This window comes from Sporomusa intestinalis, from assembly GCF_055383785.1.
Genome location: NZ_AP042390.1, coordinates 5070656 through 5091195, shown reverse-complemented (window position 1 = coordinate 5091195; position 20540 = coordinate 5070656). Strand labels below are relative to the sequence as shown.

At 52.9% G+C, this 20540-nt stretch carries 16 protein-coding genes and 1 riboswitch; of the genes, 13 read left to right on the top strand and 3 right to left on the bottom strand.

The window, feature by feature from the left end:
* Window positions 1-18: 18 nt before the first annotated feature.
* On the top strand, window positions 19-1434 hold the full coding sequence (gene lpdA, locus ACZ481_RS23675) for a dihydrolipoyl dehydrogenase (RefSeq protein ID WP_464767800.1): 1416 nt from the start codon (window positions 19-21) through the stop codon (window positions 1432-1434).
* Between the two features lie 332 nt (window positions 1435-1766).
* Here the strand turns inward: lpdA and ACZ481_RS23670 are convergent, their stop codons facing one another.
* From ACZ481_RS23670 to ACZ481_RS23660, 3 genes are all read right to left on the bottom strand, one after another.
* A complete protein-coding gene (locus ACZ481_RS23670) occupies window positions 1767-2198 on the bottom strand; it encodes a hypothetical protein (RefSeq protein ID WP_464767799.1) in 432 nt (143 codons plus the stop codon).
* Between the two features lie 797 nt (window positions 2199-2995).
* Window positions 2996-3685, bottom strand: coding sequence for a nitroreductase family protein (locus ACZ481_RS23665; RefSeq protein WP_464767798.1), 690 nt, complete (start codon window positions 3683-3685; stop codon window positions 2996-2998).
* Between the two features lie 290 nt (window positions 3686-3975).
* Window positions 3976-4701, bottom strand: a complete 726-nt coding sequence (locus tag ACZ481_RS23660) for a GntR family transcriptional regulator (RefSeq protein ID WP_464767797.1) — start codon at window positions 4699-4701, stop codon at window positions 3976-3978.
* 415 nt (window positions 4702-5116) lie between these two features.
* Between ACZ481_RS23660 and ACZ481_RS23655 the strand changes: the two genes are divergently transcribed.
* The 12 genes from ACZ481_RS23655 (at window position 5117) to ACZ481_RS23600 (ending at window position 20359) form a co-directional block, all read left to right on the top strand.
* Window positions 5117-6505, top strand: coding sequence for an aminotransferase family protein (locus ACZ481_RS23655; RefSeq protein ID WP_464767796.1), 1389 nt, complete (start codon window positions 5117-5119; stop codon window positions 6503-6505).
* A 57-nt stretch (window positions 6506-6562) separates the two neighbouring features.
* Window positions 6563-7375 carry an ABC transporter permease subunit gene (locus ACZ481_RS23650; RefSeq protein ID WP_464767795.1) on the top strand — a complete coding sequence of 271 codons (813 nt, stop codon included), beginning with the start codon at window positions 6563-6565 and terminating at the stop codon, window positions 7373-7375.
* A gap of 22 nt (window positions 7376-7397) precedes the next feature.
* Entirely contained in the window at window positions 7398-8441 is a 1044-nt protein-coding gene (locus ACZ481_RS23645; RefSeq protein ID WP_464767794.1) for a taurine ABC transporter substrate-binding protein, read from the top strand.
* Window positions 8442-8462: 21 nt separating this feature from the next.
* The gene (locus ACZ481_RS23640) at window positions 8463-9284 is read left to right on the top strand and encodes an ABC transporter ATP-binding protein (protein WP_464767793.1); all 822 of its coding nucleotides are present in this window, start codon (window positions 8463-8465) and stop codon (window positions 9282-9284) included.
* 216 nt (window positions 9285-9500) lie between these two features.
* Window positions 9501-9695: riboswitch (cobalamin riboswitch) on the top strand.
* A 279-nt stretch (window positions 9696-9974) separates the two neighbouring features.
* Entirely contained in the window at window positions 9975-10916 is a 942-nt protein-coding gene (nikB, locus tag ACZ481_RS23635) for a nickel ABC transporter permease (RefSeq protein WP_464767792.1), read from the top strand.
* Complete coding sequence (nikC, locus tag ACZ481_RS23630; protein WP_464767791.1) at window positions 10917-11738, top strand: nickel transporter permease; 822 nt, start codon at window positions 10917-10919, stop codon at window positions 11736-11738.
* 24 nt (window positions 11739-11762) lie between these two features.
* On the top strand, window positions 11763-13331 hold the full coding sequence (locus ACZ481_RS23625; protein ID WP_464767790.1) for an ABC transporter substrate-binding protein: 1569 nt from the start codon (window positions 11763-11765) through the stop codon (window positions 13329-13331).
* A gap of 23 nt (window positions 13332-13354) precedes the next feature.
* Window positions 13355-14143 carry an ABC transporter ATP-binding protein gene (locus ACZ481_RS23620; RefSeq protein WP_464767789.1) on the top strand — a complete coding sequence of 263 codons (789 nt, stop codon included), beginning with the start codon at window positions 13355-13357 and terminating at the stop codon, window positions 14141-14143.
* On the top strand, window positions 14133-15116 hold the full coding sequence (locus tag ACZ481_RS23615) for an ABC transporter ATP-binding protein (RefSeq protein WP_464767788.1): 984 nt from the start codon (window positions 14133-14135) through the stop codon (window positions 15114-15116). The genes ACZ481_RS23620 and ACZ481_RS23615 overlap by 11 nt, the downstream gene beginning before the upstream one ends.
* Before the next feature lie 227 nt (window positions 15117-15343).
* Window positions 15344-15925, top strand: a complete 582-nt coding sequence (locus ACZ481_RS23610) for a TetR/AcrR family transcriptional regulator (RefSeq protein WP_464767787.1) — start codon at window positions 15344-15346, stop codon at window positions 15923-15925.
* A gap of 252 nt (window positions 15926-16177) precedes the next feature.
* The gene (locus ACZ481_RS23605) at window positions 16178-17272 is read left to right on the top strand and encodes an efflux RND transporter periplasmic adaptor subunit (RefSeq protein WP_464767786.1); all 1095 of its coding nucleotides are present in this window, start codon (window positions 16178-16180) and stop codon (window positions 17270-17272) included.
* A gap of 15 nt (window positions 17273-17287) precedes the next feature.
* Entirely contained in the window at window positions 17288-20359 is a 3072-nt protein-coding gene (locus ACZ481_RS23600) for an efflux RND transporter permease subunit (protein WP_464767785.1), read from the top strand.
* The last annotated feature ends 181 nt before the right edge of the window (window positions 20360-20540 follow it).

Here is a 20540-nt window from a genome sequence, read left to right as displayed (position 1 = left end):
ACAGGAGGGAATTATCCCATGATTTATGATATAGCGGTTATCGGCGGCGGGCCTGGCGGCTATGTGGCGGCGATTCGCGCCGCCCAACTGGGTGGCAGGGTACTCCTGGTGGAAAAAGCGTCTTTGGGCGGCGTCTGCCTGAACCGGGGCTGCATCCCGACCAAGACCTTATTAAAAAGTGCGGAAAAATGGGAAGACCTCAAGCGCAGCGCCGAGTTTGGCCTGACAGCAACCGGGATAGGTTTTGATTTTGGTGCGGTCATGGCCCGGAAAAATGCAGTGGTGGGCCAGCTCCGGGGCGGGATTGAGCAACTGGTGCGCAGTCATGGGATCACAGTGGTACAGGGGACCGCCGTGCTGACCGGCGCGGGCCGGCTGGAGGTCAGGCTGCCTGCTGACGACGGCCGGGAGAGTTATGAGGCCCGGAAGATCATTATCGCCACCGGCTCGCAGCCCGCCCTGCTGACTGTGCCTGGCTGCGAGCTGCCGGCCGTGATTACCAGTGATGAACTGCTGGCACTGACTGAGGTTCCCCCCAGCCTGCTGGTTATTGGGGGCGGGGTCGTGGGCATTGAGTTCGCGGCCCTGATGCGCTCCTTTGGCTGTGAAGTGACAATTGTGGAGCTGCTGCCGGCTATTTTGCCCGGTCTGGACAATGACCTGGTCAAGCGGCTGGGGCTGATTCTGCGCAAGCAGGGTATTAAAATCCTGGCTGGCGCCAGGGTAACGGCTATCGAGGCGGCTCAGGCCGGGGTGCTTGTTACAGTTGAGACCGATAAAGGCCGGCAACAATTGCCGGCCGGCAAGGTACTTGTGGCCACAGGCCGCCGGCCGGTGCTGGCCGATCTGGGGCTGGCAGCGGCCGGGGTTGTTTATGACCGCTCCGGTATAACCGTTAATCAGCGCCTGGAAACCAATGTCCCCGGTATCTACGCCATCGGGGATATCACCGGCCGGTCCATGCTGGCCCATGTTGCCTCAGCCGAGGGCCTTGTGGCGGCGGAAAATGCGCTGGGCGCCGGCTCGCTGATGGATTACAGTGCTGTTCCGGCCTGCATATTTACAACACCGGAGATAGCGTCGGTAGGGCTGACCGAACAGGCGGCGCTGGCCGGCGGCGAGGCTATTAAAATCAGCAAATTTAACTTTGCCGCCAACGGCAAAGCGGTATCCATGGCTGAACCGGACGGCCTGGTTAAAATCGTGGCAGCGGCCGGCACCGGCAAAGTCCTGGGCATGCACATTCTCGGGGCCCATGCCAGTGATCTTATTATGGAGGGAGCGCTGGCCATCCGCAATAACCTGACCGCCCGGGACATTGCCCACACCATTCATCCCCATCCCACCCTGTCCGAGGTCGTTATGGAATGTGCCCACGGGATTGACGGCGATATCATTCATCAGCTTAAGCCGGCGAAGCGGCAGCCTCTGTGATCTGTCCCCACCGCAGTAACGGCTGGTAAACGCACCGGCCGAATGCCGGCCTGAGAAGCAATAGCCATAACTGCCGATGAATAAATAGCAGTTATGGCTATTAACTTGCATATAAAAAGCGCAAGACACGTGAGACACGTGGGGACGTTCCTTTTTTTGACAACTTTTTCGATGTCTTTGTAACTTGCTCTATGGCGAAAGACGAATGCCAGCGGCACTCGTCTTTCTAGCCTTAATTATGAAGTAATTAATGAGAAAAAGCAGACCTGTTTGCCCGCTGCGGGCATTTCCGATGCTTGCTAGGAGAGATTAACCACCAGTGTGCTTCAATCCTACCGCTGCTGCAGGAAGGCCATAAATTCCTGGTGAATATAGCCGCTGTCCCGCAAGCCCTGCTTGTAGGCGATTTCCGCCGCCTGGCCTGATTCCAGGGCTGTGAACGACTCCAATTCCATGACCAGGTCAATCAATTCCGGATACTGGTCCTGCAGTTTTCCGGCCAGCTTCAGCAGACGGTTCAGGAGGCCGCTGACCTCATGAACCGTCTTACGGTAGTCGGCATCATTGGTTTCGGCCAGTTTGAGGATATTGTCCACCCTGGTAAAGAGATACTGATTAAAGGTCTCGGTTAAAATGCTTTTCAGCATCAGCCGGTCCGCCGGCTCTGCGCCGGGCTGCTGCGGTTCCCGGTCCGGTGCTGCCGGCAGGACGGATGTTGGCTGGGGACAAGCGGCTGAGCCGGAACCCGTTATTTCGTCAGACATGTATATACCCCCTATATTTAGACTGCGGCCATTATTGCCGTCAGCTTTTTTACAGGGGGAAATTAAAAAGAACGCATGCAAAGGGTTTACCCTACACATGCGTCCTGTTTCGATGTCTGTTACGTACTCAATGCTAATAAGCCGGACATACCCGGCCTGAACAACAAGGGCGGCCACAAACCTCGGGGTTCGGGTGCCCTGCTGCTAATTATCAGCGGCTGAGGCTAGAATCATTTGCTGCGTCCAGTCGCACTCCCAGCCCGGCGTCGCCGGCGGCAACCGCTATTAACCTCGCGCTGCCCGCTTGTGTCGCGGCAGAAGCGCGGTGTATAATAGAAATGTCGTCGTGGACAGCTTGGCTGTTACGTGTAGGTGTTACGGCACCTTGCGCGGGCCTGGAAGTGTTCCAGCACTTTCAGGTCACGGCGACTTTTTAATTTCCACCTATTTCTAATTATAGCCTGTTTGCGGTAAAATGCAAGTACGGGTGGCCGGCCGGCAGGGAATTTTTGCGGAGACGGCAGCAGTTTTCGACACGCGGGGACGTTCCTTTTTTATCAACTTTTTTGCTATCATCCTTGGGATATCCCTGTAGCCTGCTCTAGTGGGCGAATAGAAAATCCTTCTTTAAATAACTGCTGCCGGTTAATTCCTAAAAGATTATATGGTAAAAGCCTGTAGCACGCATCTTTCTACTCCTGTCTGTCCATTTTACTATTTCACTTTTTCTGCTGAACTTATGCCAAAAAAGGAACGTCCCTCTGTCACCTATCTGTCACCTCTCTCTGTCACCTCTGTCACGTCCATGACAGAAAAGGAACGTCCCCGTTGTCAGGATTAAACTCCACCAAGCGGTGGAGTTTATGCATACGGCGCAGCCTTATAGCCTCTTTTAACAATAATTCACTCATTGCCAGCCGCGGCCTTGGCGCCGGCTGCTGAGCAGGATAGCCGACCGGCAACAGGGCCACCACATCATATCTGGCGTCCAGCCCAAGCACTGCTTTAATCTTTTGGCGGTCCAGGATGCCGATCCAGCAGCTGCCTAAGCCTAAGTCGAAGGCTGTTAGGGTCATATGATCAATGGCAATCGCCGCATTCAGCCAGGCGTAGGCCTTGGCTGTTTCCGGGTCAAGCGGGTTTTTTTGCTTATACTCAAGAATTTTTTCCACATCAAGCGGATTGTTTTTAAATGCGCCTGCGTCTTGCAGCTCTGTCCAGCGGGCCGCGGCCGTCGACCATACCTGCGAGTCTGTGCAGCATACAATGATCACCGGGGCTTTCGTTACAAACGGCAGTGTATGTTCTGCCAGTCGGGCTTTGGTTTCCTGGCTTTTAACAACCACATAGCGTGAAGGCTGCAGGTTGGACCCGGAGGGGGCCAGCCTTGCCGCCGCCAATATTGCTTTGATGTCGTCGTCAGACACCGGGTCAGGCTTGAATTGCCGGATGCTTCTCCGGTTGGCAATGACAGTACTCAGTTCCACATGAAACACTCTCCTGTTTTATTATTGGTTATGGACAACGTTGTCCCTGCGCCCAAAAAGAAAAAGGCCGGAAAGCAAAGCGCTCTCCGGCCTTCAGTGGTTCTGATCAGCCGGTTTTGGGCAGTACTTCATCTCCCTTAAAACCAAGGATAGTTTGCGCATCTTTTCCCGCACTGCTTCGTTGTCGTCACCTTACATATGTCCGATATGTGCGGCTCCTCCGCCTTGCATTGCGAAAAAATCTACGCAAACTATTCCCTCGCTTTTAAGAAAGATGAAGTACTAGCAGGCTAGATTTTACGCCTGCGGGTTAAGTTAATCCGGAAGGCATACATGTCGCTCCGGTAGATGCTTTTCTCATATTCCAGCGGATTGCCGTCGTGATCGGTGACCAGGCGCTTGGACAGCAGCGCGCAACAAGGATCGGCAGTCAGTCCTAACAGTTTTTTCTCCCGGTCGGCCGGAATAATGGAGGCGATTGTCTGCTTGGCCTCCCAGAGATTGATACCCAGTTTTGTTTCCAGGATATCGTAGGTTGAAACATTATTTAAATCGAATTCTGCCAGCTTTTGGCCAATCGCCAATGGATAATACTGGGTTTCCAGCACTACCGGGGTGTCATTGGCCAAGCGCAGCCTGATTGTTTCATAGACCTCTTTTACGCCGAAAATCTTGGCTGCATCCTGGGGCGCGGCAACCATTCCCTGGCTCAGCACCCGGATATTAGGGTTCATTCCCATTTCATCAACAATCTCAAAAAAAGTGCTTAAATTGCCCAGCCATTCTTCAATCGGCCTGACGGCCACGAATGTTCCCAGTCCTTGCCGTGATTCGAGGATACCTTCCTCAATCAGGCTCCGGATGGCCCGGCGGATGGTGGCCCGGCTTACGGCAAACCGAGCCATAAGATCATATTCGGCCGGGATCTTATCGGTAAACGTCCCCTTCAAAATTTCGTTGTGCAGGCAATTCCGCACCTGCAAATGGAGCGGCATAGAATTTTTTCGATCTAACACAGCCCTGTACATCCTTCCTCGGGTGGAACCATATCTCCGGTTATAAGCGGTTACGCCATATTTTACAATTTGCTGTTAATTATATCATTATCCGGATGTTCGGACAACTTATTTTTTCTTTTCCTGCTGTAAATTATTTAATTTGCAAAAAGTCATGGATCATTCCCTTGAAGTCATTGACAACGTACAGTTTTATGTGATATAAAATATATAACTTAATTGCGAGCAAGCTGATCAGAATAACTGAAGGCTAAGATCAACATCCCTGGGGGGAAGTGATTCTTAGCCTTTATATTTTGTCAGTATTACTTATATTTTATATTGTCCGTACATCATGATGACCATACGACGATATTTTCGCAAAATTGGCGATTGCTTGCGGACAACAGGAAATTTTTAAGCGGGAGGTTACATTATGAATACAGAAGTGGCAGGCGGGCTCGCTGCCGATGAACTGGCACGTCTCCACCGGCAGCACCTGTGGCTGCACCTTACAAACCATAGGCAGTTTGATCACCAGGAACCGCCGATCATGGTTGAGGGCTATGGCTTTATGATTAAAGATGCCTTGGGCCGGGAATACGTGGATGGCTTATCCGGCGGGGTCTGGGCCGTCAATGTCGGCTATGGCCGGGAAAGCATGATCAAGGCAATCAGCGAGCAATTGCGGCGGCTGCCTTATTACGCCGGCTCGCTGGCGACCCCGCCTTATATTTTGCTGGCCCAGAAGCTGGCAGCCTTATTGCCTGAGCTGCCGAAAGTATATATTTCCAATAGCGGCTCCGAAGCGAATGAGAAAGCGTTTAAAATTGCCAGACAATACTTTCGTGAGCAAAACCGCCGGCAGGACAAATATAAAATTGTTTACCGCAACCGCGACTATCACGGTACTACTCTGGCGGCGCTGGCTAGCAGCGGGCAGACAGAGCGGAAGCTGAAATTTGGGCCATTGCCGGCCGGCTTTGTGGAAATCCCCCATGCGCTTTGTTACCGGTGCGCCTTTGGCAAGAGTTACCCCGGCTGTAACATTGAATGTGCCCGGGCTCTGGAGACTGTCATCCAACAAGAAGGCGAAGATACGGTGGCCGCCGTGATTGTCGAGCCGGTTACAGCCGGCGGCGGGATTATTCCGCCGGTGGCCGAGTATTATCCGCTGGTGCAGGAGATTTGCCGCCGCTATGAGGTGCTGCTGATTATGGATGAAGTGGTTACCGGCTTTGGCCGAACCGGTTTAATGTTTGGCCATCAGCATTATCGGGTGGAGCCGGACATCATTACCATGGCCAAAGGTTTGGCAAGCGGCTATATGCCGATAGCGGCCACGGTTGCGAAGCAGAATATCTTTGACCGGTTTCTGGCTGCACCGGAGGACACAACCGGTTACTTCCGGGATATCAGCACCTTTGGCGGCTGTACCGGCTGCTCGGCGGCGGCGCTGGAGAATATCAGGATCATTGAGACGGAGCGATTGGCGGAAAATAGTGCGGCCATGGGTACATACTTAATGGCGGGCCTGCAAGAACTGACCGAGCTGCCGGTTGTCGGCGAGGTCAGGGGTAAAGGGCTATTGGTAGGCATTGAATTAGTGGCCGACAAAAAAACCAAGCAGCCGCTGCCGGAAAAATATCTGGCCCAGGCGGTGGCTGACGCCAAAGCGGCCGGGGTTATTATCGGCAGAATGGTGCGCAGTGTTCCTAAGCTCAATAATGTCTTGTATACGGCGCCGCCGCTGATTATCGACAAAGCGGGGATTGATAAAATTACCGCTGCCCTGCGGGGCGCGCTGGGCAAGCTGCGGGTTTAATCGTGCGGCAGAGGGAGTGAGATATATGAAAGTAAGGCCGGGGACAGGAGGAATGGCATGGCCAGAGGTAAGATAGGGGGAGCAGGCCGCACTGCCGGCCGGCATATTACCACCGAGCGCTTGCTGGCGTTCAGCACAGTCGGCAGCATACTGCTGCTGTGGTTTACCGTTACGGAGTTAAAGCTGGTGTCAGATATACTGGTACCTTCGCCGCACAAGGTTATGAACAGCTTTCTGGAGATTGTCAGGAACGGTTATAAGGAAAATAGCCTGCTTACACACCTGGGGGACAGCATGATCCGGCTTGGCGCTTCTTTTCTGCTGGTGGTCCTTACCGCTATTCCGCTGGGCTTAGTCAGCGGCTACAATTCCAAAATCCGGGCGGTGGTTGACCCGCTGATTGAATTTTACCGGCCGCTGCCGCCGCTGGCCTATTATACCCTACTGGTGCTATGGATGGGGATAGAGAATTCATCCAAGATTGCGCTGTTGTACCTGGCAGGCTTCGCCCCGGTATATATCGCCTGTGTGGCAGGGGTACGGAAGATCCGGGACGACTATATTGACGGCGCCTATACCCTGGGGGCCAACAGCAGGCAGGTCTTCCTGCATGTAATTTTTCCGGCCTGCCTGCCTGATATCTTTGTTGGTTTGCGGACCGCCATTGGTGTTGCTTACACCACATTGGTTGCGGCCGAGATGGTTGCGGCTGTGACCGGTATCGGCTGGATGGTGCTGGATGCGAGCAAATTTCTGAGAAGCGATATCATTTTTCTCGGCATCATTATTATGGGCATAACAGGCATTATCATTGACGGGCTGATCAGGTTGGCCGAGAGCAGGATCGTACCTTGGAAAGGTAAAGAATAAACAGATAAGGGAGAGGTTGTTAATGAGGACAAAATGGAAAAGATTTTTGGTGGCCGGCGGACTGATGCTGGCTGTGGCCCTGCAGTTGACCGGCTGCGGCCAGGGCAGCCAGACCAACCAGGCCAGCACACCGGCAAAGCCGGAAGCAATCACTATTGGTTTTCAGGATATACCCAATGACGAGATTGTAGCCAAAGTGAAAGGGTATTATGAGGCTGAGCTGGGGGTAAAGGTTAATTTTAAAAAATTTGATTCCGGCCGCGATGTCAATAATGCCTTTGCCTCCAACAGCATTGATATTGGGTTAATGGGGAGTACGCCTGCGGCTGTCGGCATCTCCCAGGGGATTGGCTATGAGGTTTTCTGGATTCATGATGTTATCGGAGCCGCGGAATCGCTGGCGGTAAAGAATACGGCCAATATTAATTCAGTGCAGGACCTGAAAGGGAAAAAAGTGGCGGTGCCGTTTAGTTCCACGGCTCATTACAGCCTGCTGAACGCCCTGAAAGTAGAGGGTGTCAATCAGGCTGACGTCAGGATCCTGGATATGCAGCCGCCTGATATTTTTGCGGCCTGGCAGCGGGGCGACATTGACGCCGCTTATGTCTGGAATCCTTTTTTAGGCAAATTGCTGGCCGATGGCAAGGTGATCACCGACAGTGGAAAACTAGCGGAGAAAGGCATTATAACGGCCGATCTCGGGGTTGTCAGCAAAGCATTTGCCCAGAAATATCCGGAGGTTGTCGCTCAATATATAAAAATCCAGCAAAAAGCACATGACCTTTACAAAAATAATCCTGATGAGGCGGCCGAAGCCCTGGCTAAAGGGCTGAATATCGATAAAGCCGAGGCTTTGAAGCAGACCAGGGAATTGATATGGCTGTCCGGCCGGGAGCAGGTGGCCGACAAATACTTTGGCTCAAGCGCCAATAAGGGTAATCTGGCTAAGGTGTTAAAGGCTACCGCCGATTTCCTGGTCGAGCAAAAAGCAATCGAAACCGCCCCGGGCCTGGAGGTTTTTGAGAAAGCCGTTAATCCCCAATATATTGAGGCAACATTAAAGTAAATGTAAGCAGGAGGCTGCGGTATGGTGCTAAGTGAGCCGGGGTGGGCTGAGGAAAAGACTGATACGGTAGTGGCCCTGAAGAATGTGTCGCTGACTTATCATGCCGACTCTGACGTAAATGCATTGGAAAACATCAATCTTAGCCTGAACGAAGGCGAGTTTGTCTGCCTGCTGGGACCTTCGGGCTGCGGCAAAAGCACCTTGTTAAAAATTATTGCCGGTTTTATCAGCCCGTCGACCGGTCAGGCTGTTATGGATGGCGAAGCAATACAGGGAGCCGACTGGCATCGGGGGGTTGTTTTTCAGCAGCAGCCCCTGTATCCCTGGCTGACCACCCGCGAGAATGTCCGGTTCGGACTAAGAATGCGCAATATCCCGGACAGTGAGAGCCAAAAGCTTACTGACGAATATCTGCGGAAAGTGGGCTTGCAGGAGTTCGGCAGTCATAAGCCGTACGAATTATCGGGCGGCATGAAACAGCGGGTGGCGATTGCCAGGTCCCTGGTTAATAAACCCCGCGTACTGTTGATGGATGAACCCTTCGGGGCCCTGGACGCCCTGACCCGGGAGCAGATGCAAAGCCTGCTGCGCAATATCTGGTGGGAATCGAAATGCACCATTTTATTTATCACCCATGATGTGGATGAAGCACTGGCTCTAGGAACCAGGGTGCTGGTCATGTCCAAGCGACCGGGACGCATCGTGAAAGAATTTAAAACTGCGTTCACGTATGCCATCTCCGGCGAAAATTCCAACCGGATACGCTATACCACGCAGTTTTTGCAGGCCCGCGAAGAAATCCTGGAATTGATTAACAGGCAGGAATTTAGCTACATTATATAACCGGGTGCAGGCTGGGACCGAGCCGCGTATTATTAATCGCAAGAACGCGAAAAGCCGGTGAGCGAAGAAGGCTCGCCGGCTTTCAACTTTGGCGCAAGCAGGGACAACGAGCCCCGGGAGGAGTAGGTACAGCAAAATAATGGATTGACAATCATTGCTGCTTGTTTATATAATAATAAAAAGTAACCTTCCTAAATTATGATTTTTACTGACAATTTTATACAGAACGTTATAAGTGTCAGCAGTATGTATTGCTGAACGATGAGAGGAAAACAGGTGAGAGTCCTGTGCTGTCCCGCAGCTGTAAATAGGGAGCCTGCTTCAAAAATCGTCACTGGAGGAAACTCTGGGAAGGCGGAAGCAAGGTTATGATCTATGAGCCAGAAAGCCTGCTTATAATAAGATTCATTGTTGACTTACGCGTGATAAGGAAATGGATGCGTGCGTGTGTGCCAATCTGTGCTGTTGCCTGATTGCTGCATACGACCGCAGCGCGACTGCCTGGGCGTCCTGCTTAATCCGGATAGAATCCTTTTCTTCTCGTTAAGAAAATGATTCTATCCGGATTTTTACATGATCGGAAAGTAGCGGTTTCTGCTCATAGATAAGAACGGCTAAGGCTTCCTGCCGGCGTCTTGAAGACTTGGCATAAGCCAAGTTTTTCTAATTTTACAGAGAGGAGAGGGTGGTTTGAAGAGAAAAGAGCTTTTGCATCGTTTGGCGCAGATGCTTATTACGCTGTTCGGTGTAAGTCTGCTGACGTTTTCTCTGATGTATCTGTCGCCGGGGGACCCGGTGGAGATGCTGCTGGAGGTGGGCGATACCATTGTTGCGGCGGAAACGATTGCCGAAACGCGGGCCCAGCTGGGGCTGGACCAGCCGTTTCATGTGCAGTATCTCCGCTGGCTGACCGGTCTGCTGCAGGGGGATATGGGCATGTCGTATTCGGCGAAGATGCCGGTAGCCGAGCGCCTCTGGCAGTGCCTGCCGGGCACTGTGGTGCTTGCCGCCGCGTCGATTGTCATGATGCTTTTGATCTCGGTGCCGTGCGGGATACTGGCGGCGGTGTATCGAAACCGCGCTGCCGATTATCTCATTCGCGGCGTTTCCTTTTTAGGTGTATCTATGCCGAGCTTTTGGGTGGGCCTCATTCTGTTGTATATTTTTGGCCTGAAGCTGGGGTGGTTTCCGATAGCGGGCGGCGTGGTGTCGTTTGACCGGATGGTGCTGCCGGCGCTGACGCTGGCGATTGCGATGTCGGCTAAATATACGCGGCAGGTACGTACGGCCGTTTTGGAGGAACTGGGGCAGGACTATATCATTGGCGCCCGGATGCGGGGCCTACCCATGCGGAAGATTCTCTGGCGCCATGTACTGCCGAACGCCTGTCTGCCGCTGGTCACGCTCCTGGGCCTGTCGATCGGCTGGCTGCTGGGCGGCGCGGCCGTCATTGAGATGGTCTTTTCCTGGCCCGGTCTTGGCAAAATGGCGGTGCAGGCCATTGCGATGCGTGATTATCCGCTGGTGCAAGGGGTTGTCCTCTGGATTGCCGTGTTATATATGGCAATTAATCTCTTAGTCGATATTTCCTATACTTATCTTGATCCGCGGCTGAAGAAAGGAGGGGGCTGAGTGGCGTTTTGGACAAAGGACAAGATCTTGTTTGGCCTGTACACGTTTTTTGTCCTTTTGGTTATCGGCTTTGCCGCTTTCGCGCCCTGGCTGGCTCCTTATGATCCGTATGACGCGGTCATGCGGCAGTCGCTGCAGGCACCGTCGGCAGAGCATATATTCGGTACGGACAAGCTGGGGCGGGACTGTTTTTCCCGCATTCTGTACGGGACGCGCACTTCGTTGATGATGACAATGACGGTAGTGGCTATGATTACGGTGGTGGGAACATTTATCGGCGTGATGGCCGCCTATGTGGGCGGTAAAGTGGATACTGTGCTCATGCGCATTGTCGACATGATGCTGGCTTTTCCGGGGATCGTGCTGGCGATTGCCATTGCCGGCATGCTGGGCGGCAATATTGTCAATGCGATTTTGGCGCTGGCGGCGGTGAACTGGACCAAGTACGCCCGTTTGGGGCGCAGCCTTACACTGAAGCTGCGTGAGCGCGATTTTATCGCGGCGGCCGTAACCACAGGGACCAGGCCGTTGCATATTTTATGGCGCCATATTCTGCCGAATATCCTGCCGACCATTGTTATCACGGCCGCCATGGATATCGGTGTGATGATTATGGAATTGGCCGGTTTGTCGTTTTTGGGCTTTGGCGCGCAGCCGCCGACACCGGAATGGGGGCTGATGCTCAATGAGGGCAGACAGCATATTCAGACGGCTCCCTGGCTGATGCTGTATCCGGGAGCGGCCATTCTGGTCGTTGTAGCGATTTTTAACCTGTGGGGAGACAGCCTGCGCGATATCATGGACCCGCAGCGGGCAAATTAAATAAATACTAGGAGGAAGAGTTTCATGAAGAAACTGGGGAAAATTATTGGCGTGCTACTGATGGTTTGTATGGCGGCGGCCCTTATGGCCGGCTGCGGCGACAGCAAAAAGGCAGCCGATCCAACGACGCTGAAAATTGGGGTAACCAATTTTGCCGATTCACTGGAACCCACGGAGAATTATTTTGGCTGGGTCGTTATGCGTTATGGCTTGGGGGAAAGTCTGACAAAATTTGATGAGAAGATGAATGTGCAGCCCTGGCTGGCTGAAAGCTGGCAGATTAGCGCCGACCATATGAGCTGGACCTTTAAAATCAGAGAGGGCGTGAAATTCTCGAATGGCAAGCTGTTGGACGCGGCCGCTGTCAAGGCCTCGCTGGAAAGGGCCTTTGCTAAAAATAAACGGGCGGTAACGTTTTTTAAATATAAGGAAATGAAGGCTGACGGGCAAACGCTTACGATCCTGACGGAAAAGCCGGAGCCGAATATGCCCGGCTTTTTGGCCGACCCGCTCTTTTTGATTGTGGATGTAGCGGCTGAACCGGCCCGCAATTTTGCCAAGGAAGGTCCGATTGGCACCGGGCCGTATATGTGCCAGTCTTTCGTTAAGGATAAAGCAGTTATGGTAAAAAACCCCCATTACTGGGATGGCGAAGTGCCTTATGAAACGGTTGAGATTCCTTCCATCGATGATCCGAATACAAGGGCCATGGCTTTGCAGTCCGGCGAGGTAGACATGGCGGTCAATATTGCGGCCGGTGACATTGGCCTCTTTAATGACAAGGCCAAGTTCCATGTCGACAGAATTGCCTCGCTGCGCACTGTGCTGGCGCGGATTAACCAAAAAGGTCTGCTGGGCGATCCCAAGGTGCGCGCGGCTTTCATCAGCGCCTGTGACCGAAAGGTGTACAATGAAGTTATTTTAAAAGGAACCTTTATTGAAGGCAAGGCCCCTGTGCCGCCGTCAATGGATTACGGTTTCGAACAGCTTACAGATCCGAACGGCTATAATATAGAACGGGCCAAACAGCTCTTGGCAGAAGCCGGCTGGAAGGATGGCGACGGTGACGGAATCCTGGAAAAGGATGGCAAGAAGCTGACCGTGGATTTTGTTGTGTATAACAGCCGGGCGGAACTGCCGATCTACGCCGAGGCCGTGCAGGCAGATGCGAAAAAAGTGGGCTTTGATGTAAAAATCAAGACTGTGGACTATAATTTGATCGATAAAATGGGGATTAACGGGGAATACGACCTGCTGATCTCCAATATTACGACAGCCAATACGGGCGATCCGGAAATATTCCTGAACTGGTACTGGCGGACAAACAACAACGGCGACAATCCGCAAAACGGCTCAGGCTACAGCAATCCGGCCCTGGATGCGAAGTTTGCCGAACTCTCCTCCGAGTTTGATCATCAAAAACGCCGTCAGCTGATCATCGATATTCAGCAGATCATCATGAATGACGGCGCGGCTTTGTTCCTGGGCTATCCGGAAACCAACATTATCAGCTCGACTGCCATTGCCGGCGCGAAGATGTATCCGTCTGATTATTATTGGCTGACCAATAAAATCAGACCAGCGAAAAAATAAAATCCACACAAAGGAGAACTGCAATGTTGCTACAGGTAGCGGAGCTTTCGGTAGCCTATGGAGAACGTGAAACCGTCCGGGATGTGAATTTATCGCTGGATGAGGGGGAAGTCCTGGCGATTGTCGGCGAAAGCGGCAGCGGCAAGACAACGGTTATCCGCGCGATTCTGGGCTGCCTGCCGCATGAGGGCCGGGTAAGCGGCGGGCGGATTCTCTTTGAAGGGAAAAATCTGCTGGAAAATACGCCGGAAGAGTGGCTTCGCCTCTGCGGCACAAAGGCCGCCATGGTTTTTCAGGACAGTGGGAGCATGCTGGATCCCATCCAGCGTATTGGCAGTCAATTCGTAGAATATATCCGCGAACATTCGCCGCTGACAAAAAGAGAGGCAGCCCGGGCGGCAGAGGATATGCTCAAAAAAATGCATTTGCCTAATACGGAAAATATCATGAAAAGCTACCCCTTTGAACTGAGCGGCGGCATGCGCCAGCGTGTCGGCGTGGCCATGGCCATGTTTTTCACACCGCGCCTGCTGCTGGCGGACGAACCGACCTCGGCCCTGGATGTGACAACGCAGGCGCAGGTAGTAAAAGAGATGATGGAGATCTGCCAAAAGGATAAAACAGCCATCATCATTGTGACGCATAATATCGGTGTGGCGGCCTATATGTCGGATAAGCTGGCCGTCATGCAAGCGGGGCGGATCGTGGAGTCCGGCAGAACGGATGAGATTATCGCCCGGCCCCAGTCGGCCTATACGCAAGAACTGTTGGCTGCGGTGCCGCAGGTCGGAGGGGAACGCTATGTCAGCTGAACAGGAAATGATTCTGTCCATTGAACATGTTGTGAAACGTTTCCCTGTGGCTGACGGGCGTATGCTGACCGCCTGCGATGATGTATCGCTGTCGCTTTACCGGGGAGAAACGCTTGGCGTTGTGGGCGAAAGCGGCTGTGGCAAAAGCACGCTGGTAAAACTAATCATGCAGCTCCATGCCCCGACGAGCGGGGCTATCCGCTACCGGGGCGAGGATCTTACGCGGCTTAGGGGTGAACGTGCGCGGCAAAGCCGGCGGCATATACAGATGGTGTTTCAGGACCCGTCCCAGGCCTTTAATCCGAAAATGATGATAGAGGATATTTTGTGCGAGCCGTTGCGCAATTTCAAGCTGATAAAAGACAGCGAGGCGGGGGAAAAGGCGGCAGACCTGTTGCGCCGGGTCGAACTGCCGGAGCAATTTGCCGGCCGTTACCCCGCTAACATGAGCGGCGGGCAGCGGCAGCGGATCGGCATTGCCCGGGCGCTCGCGCTGGAGCCGGAAATCCTCGTTTGCGACGAAGCGACCAGTGCACTGGATGTATCTGTGCAGAAAAAAATCGTGGAGCTGCTGGTCAGAATACAACAGGAAAAGAATTTGTCCATGATTTTTATCTGTCATGATTTGGCCTTAATATCGCAGATTAGCCATCGCATCGCGGTGATGTATCTCGGCAATATCGTGGAGGTGCTTGCCGGCAGCGAGCTGAATGCGGCGCAGCACCCTTATACCAAGGCGTTGCTGCAGGCCGTTTTCCCGGTGAAAAAACAGGCAGGGACAGCGGTGCGCACGCTGGCAGGCGAGATTCCAAGCCCGCTCGAATTGCCGCCAGGGTGCCCGTTTCAAACCAGATGTCCGGTGCGCAGGGACATCTGCAGGCAGGAAAAACCGGCCCTTAAGGTGATTGGGTCCAGGCACAGTGCGGCCTGTCATTTATTGAAGCCGCAGCAATCACCAAGCCGCCCGGCCTGACCCCAAAAGCCGGACTAACCGCAGCAGGAAGTTTGCAGGGAATGGGTTCTGTAGTTACAGGACTCATTCCCTGTTTTATAAACCGGCCGGGCGTAATGTTTCTGCTCAGTCCGGGACCGGTATTTTTTTCTCTCACCTATTGACAGCAAGCCGTTTTTAAGGGATAATAACAACATACCGACTGGTAGGTATGTAAAGATGCATACTTTGTGAAAGGCGACGATAAGATGACCAAAGAGAGCATTATTATTGCAGCAACCCGCCTGTTTTTACGGCGTGGCTACAAATCGGTTTCGCTGATTGATGTTGCCAACGAGCTCGGAATAACCAAAGGCGGGATCTATCATTATTTCTCCAGTAAGGAGGAGTTGCTGCGCACGGCGCTTACCTTTTTCTTTGAACGGTTTGAAGCAAAATATACGGACTTGCTCAGCGATCAAAAGAGCATTCAGGAGGTTTTGCAGTCGCTCATGGTGGACGATGCCTTTGAGGAATACTCCCGGAAGCTGTTTGGGCTGGACCGGGAGAGCACTGTCGATCACGTGCATTTTGTGATTGATATTATGCAGCTGTTCCCCGATATCCAGGAAAGGATTCAGCAAACTCAGCTTTGGGTGTGCGAGGCGTTGGCCAGACGGATTCAGACCGCGGTGGACAACGGCGAACTGAAGAGCAGTCTGGACAGTTATGCCCTGGCAGCTAATATTTTGGCCACAGTGAACGGCCAAAAGTCACTGGGAAGCCACTTTAGATACCCGGAGCTGCGTCAGCGCATGATGAACAATATGTGGTCGTTGATGAATTCTTAGTGTCATGACCACATGATCTTGTTAGTTTGATGACGGCCAAAATGGCCAATGGCGGCGTCAGCCCCTCCTAGCAGACTCCTTCCCGTATGCGTCGTCGGTGCTTCCTTGCCCTTTATCATTTTGTCTCGCCCTAAAACTAAAATATCACATGGTCAAGACACCAGCGCCTGCAAAAGCGCTACTATTTTTGAAGTTGACATACCGACTGGTAGGTATGTCAAATGTTGCTAATTGAAATGGAGGATTGTCTGCATGAATAGATGGAAAGCCAAGCACTGGATTATTCCCCTGATTTTGTTAGTGGGAATTACCCTGGTTATACGTACAGGTGTATTTGCCAATAAACAACAAGTCAATACGGCCGAGAATGTGCTGAGTGTAACCGTTGCTCAGACCGAATATACCGAGGTCGTTCCCAGCCTCACCTTAAACGGCACATTGGAGGGACAGACCTCAGCCACGGTGAGCGCGAAAATCTCCGGCCGGATTGAAGAGGTGCTTGTTCAGGAAGGACAGCAGGTTAAGGCCGGTGAGCCGCTGGTCAGGATGGAGTCGGTGGAGCTGGCAAACTCCGCCCGCCAGGCCGGTGATGCGGTGAGAAAAGCCCAGGTTGGCTATGAACTGGCATTGAACGACTTTAACCGTTATCAGATGCTGTATGATAAAGGGGCTGTTTCCGAACAACAGCTGGATAATGCCCGGGCCAAACTGAAAACCGCCGAGGCCGATTTATCAAGTGCGGCTTCCAACCAGAGCAGCGCGCAGCAACAATATAGTTATGGCGTAATCAATTCACCTGTTGACGGTGTGATTGCCAATAAAACAGCTACTATCGGCCAGGTGGTTTCGCCAGGAGCGGCCTTGATGGTAGTACAGGACATTAACCAGGTATACGCGGTAATCAATGTCGAGCAAAAAGATTTGGGCCGCATTAAAATCGGCCAAAAAGCCAATATCACTGTCGATGCCTATCCCGGGCAGATATTCCCGGGGGTTGTCGAGGTTATGAATCCGGAAGCAGGCGCGGCCAGCCGGATGTTCCGCACCAAGATTAAAGTGGATAATACCGGCGGCGAGCTGAAGCCAGGCATGTTTGCCAATGTACAGCTGACAACCGGCGACAGCGCACAGGTACTTACCATACCGCAAGCGGCTGTTGTCCAAAAACAAAGCTTATATTATGTTTTCGTTGTCGAAAATGATAAAGCCGTCCGCCGCCAGATTGAGATTGGTGATGTCAGCGGCAACACCATTACTGTCAAGGACGGTTTGCAGCCTGGTACGCAGGTGATTACGAGCAGTGTCAACCGCATGAAAGACGGAGATGCGGTGAGAGTAACGCAATAGAGTAGGGGAGAGGTCATGAAACTTACTGAGATTAGTATTAAGCGTCCGGTATTTTCCACGGTAATCATTTTGGCGCTGGTAGTTTTAGGCTTGGTTAGTTATATGTCCTTAAATGTGGATCAATACCCCAGTATTGAATTGCCAGTCGTCGCCATTACCGTACAATACCCCGGCGCTTCACCGGAACAGGTAGAATCAAAGGTGACGAAAAAGATCGAAGAAGCCGTTAATGTGGTGGCAGGTGTGGAACATATCACCTCAACAGCCAGCGAAGGGTTGTCAACGACGGTTATTCAGTTTACCATGGAGACCAACGCCGATACGGCCGCGCAGGATGTGCGCGATAAGGTCGGCGGCATCCAGGCATTGCTGCCGCAGGATGCCAAAGCACCTACCATCATCCGCTTTGACCCTGACGATACCCCCATTATGACGATTGCCTTGACCGGCGATCTCAATCAGCGGGAACTGACGGTGTTTGCCGAAGATACGCTGACAGACCGGTTAAAAGCAATTAACGGGGTAGCCTCAGTTACTGTCCAGGGGGGCCTGGACCGGGAAATCCAAATCCGTCTGGACAGCAACCAGATGGCAGCCTATGGCCTGACTGTGCCGGAGGTTATCAATGGCCTGCAGAGTGAGAATATTGAGTCTCCCGGCGGTAAAGTCACCGACGGCCAGCGGGAAACGGATTTACGGGCCGTAGGCAATATTACGTCAACCAACCAGTTTCTGAATATCCCTGTCGGCCAGCGGGACGGTGTCCAGCTGTATGTAAAAAATATCGCCACAATAAAAGACACTACGGCTGATGTCACCTCGATTACCAAGCTGGACGGCAAGCCGGCGCTTGGCCTGGAGATCATGAAACAATCAGGCAGCAACACGATCAATGTTGTTGATAATGTCAAGAAGCAGCTGGCCAGTATTCAGAGCGAGCTGCCGCCGGGGGTCGAACTGGTTGTCGTGCGCGACAATTCCGTACACATCCATGAATCAGTAGAGGATGTCCAGTTTAATCTGGTTGTCGGCGGCTTGCTGGCGATTGCGATTGTATTCCTGTTCCTGGGGAACTGGCGGAGTACAATCATTGCCGGTATCGCCATTCCCGTATCGGTTATTACTTCCTTTTTGGCGATGAAGGTTATGGGTTTTACCCTCAACACCATGTCGCTGCTGGCTCTGTCGCTGGCAGTCGGTCTGCTGATTGACGATGCGATTGTTGTTATTGAAAACATTGTGCGCCATCTGGAAATGGGCAAGGATAAGGTAACCGCCGCTTTTGAGGGGACCTCCGAGATTGGCCTTGCCGTTATGGCCACTACGTTTACGCTGGTGGCCGTGTTCCTGCCTGTCGGCATGATGAACGGGATTGTCGGCCAGTTCTTTAAAGAATTTGGTATAACCGTTGCGGCCAGCGTACTGGTTTCCCTGTTTGTCGCCATTACCTTAACCCCGATGTTATCTGCCAAATATCTGGATCATACCGAGATTAAAGGCACTACCAAGTTAAGTAAGGCCTGGCTTGCCTGGAGTAACTGGTTTGATAGGATAACCGCAAAATACGGTGAATTCCTGCGGCAGGCTTTAGGTCATCGCCGCAAGGTTATGCTCTTGGCGGTTGGGCTGTTTGTCGGCAGCCTGGCGCTAATGCCGCTGCTCGGCTCCACGTTTGTACCTGAGGCGGATAATGGGGAAATCACGGTGACGGCCGTTGTCGACCCCGGCAGGAGTGTGCAGGCGGTCAGTGAAATGGCCGACGCCATGGCCCAAACAATCCATGAGGTGCCTGAGGCCAAAATGACCTATAGTGTGACGAAAGCCAATAATATTAATATCATGGCTCAGTTGTCGGCCAAAAACGAGCGCAGTGTGAGTGACAATGATATTATTGCCGATCTCCGGCAGAAATTCAGTGTGATTCCCGGGGCTGAAATCAGTGTATCGAAGCAATCAGGCCTGGGGGGCGGCAAGCCTGTATCGATTGTGATTCAGGGGCAATCGCTGGACACATTAGCCGATATCGCCGAGCAGGTGCAGCAAATTGTCGCCAGCGTACCGGGCACAGTGGAGGTAAGCTCCAGCTATGAAGCCGGTAACCCTGACGCTCAGATTGTGGTCAACCGCGACCGGGCTTCTGACCTTGGCATCTCGGCGGCCAACATTGCCGATACGCTGCAGACGATGTTTAACGGTAAAATTGTGACCGATTTTAAAGAAGATGACGATGCTTATGATGTAAGGGTCATCCTTGATCCGGAAGCCCGCCGCAGCCTGGCTGACGTCAACAAGGTATATCTGTCCAGCACGGCCCGGGCCAACGGCCAAGCCGTGATGGTGCCGCTGTCACAGGTAACCGACACGGTGTATGCAACAAGCCCGGCGCAGATTAAGCGTTATGACAACCAGCAGCAGATTACAATCTCTGCGAATTTAAGCGGCACGACCCTGGGTGAATTCAACACCGAGTTTACTAAGCGGGTTGGGGCAGTAACTATGCCGGAAGGCTATAAATTTGTGACCACCGGTCAGACCCAATCCATGAACGATGCCTTTACCGGCATGATTATGGCGCTGGCGATGGCGGTTCTGTTCATCTTCTTCGTACTGGCCGCTCAGTTCGAGAGCTATATCGATCCCTTTGCCATCATGCTGGCCTTGCCGCTGGCCATCATCGGGGCTATTGTCGGCCTGTTGGTTATGGGCAGTGAACTGAGTATTATGTCCCTGATCGGGATCATTATGCTCATGGGCCTGGTAACTAAAAATGCCATTTTGCTCATCGACTTTGCCAAACAGCGCCGGGCTGCCGGGATCGAGCGCAACCAGGCGCTGGTAGAGGCGGCGGTGCAGCGGATGCGGCCAATTATTATGACCACAGCGGCCATGATTGTCGGGATGATTCCGTTAGCCCTGGGCATCGGACCGGGGGCGGAAGCCCGGGCGCCAATGGCCCATGCCATCATCGGCGGTCTGATCACCTCCACCATCCTTACTTTGGTGGTCGTGCCTGTTGTCTATACGCTGTTTGATGATCTGCAAAACGGCAGATTCCGTTGGCAGCGCATGTTCCGCAAAACACCATAACAGGACTGCAGGCAGGCCGGAACCGTTGACAACGGTCCGGCCTGCTTTTTTCCGTAATATTTGCCGGCAGCCTTTCCGTTGGCGGCCGGCACCGGTATCCGGTATAATGAAGAGGGAAGCAAGCTGTCCGGCTGGCAGCAGACTCGGGCTGAGGCAATACCAGGCGCCCCCGGCTGACCGG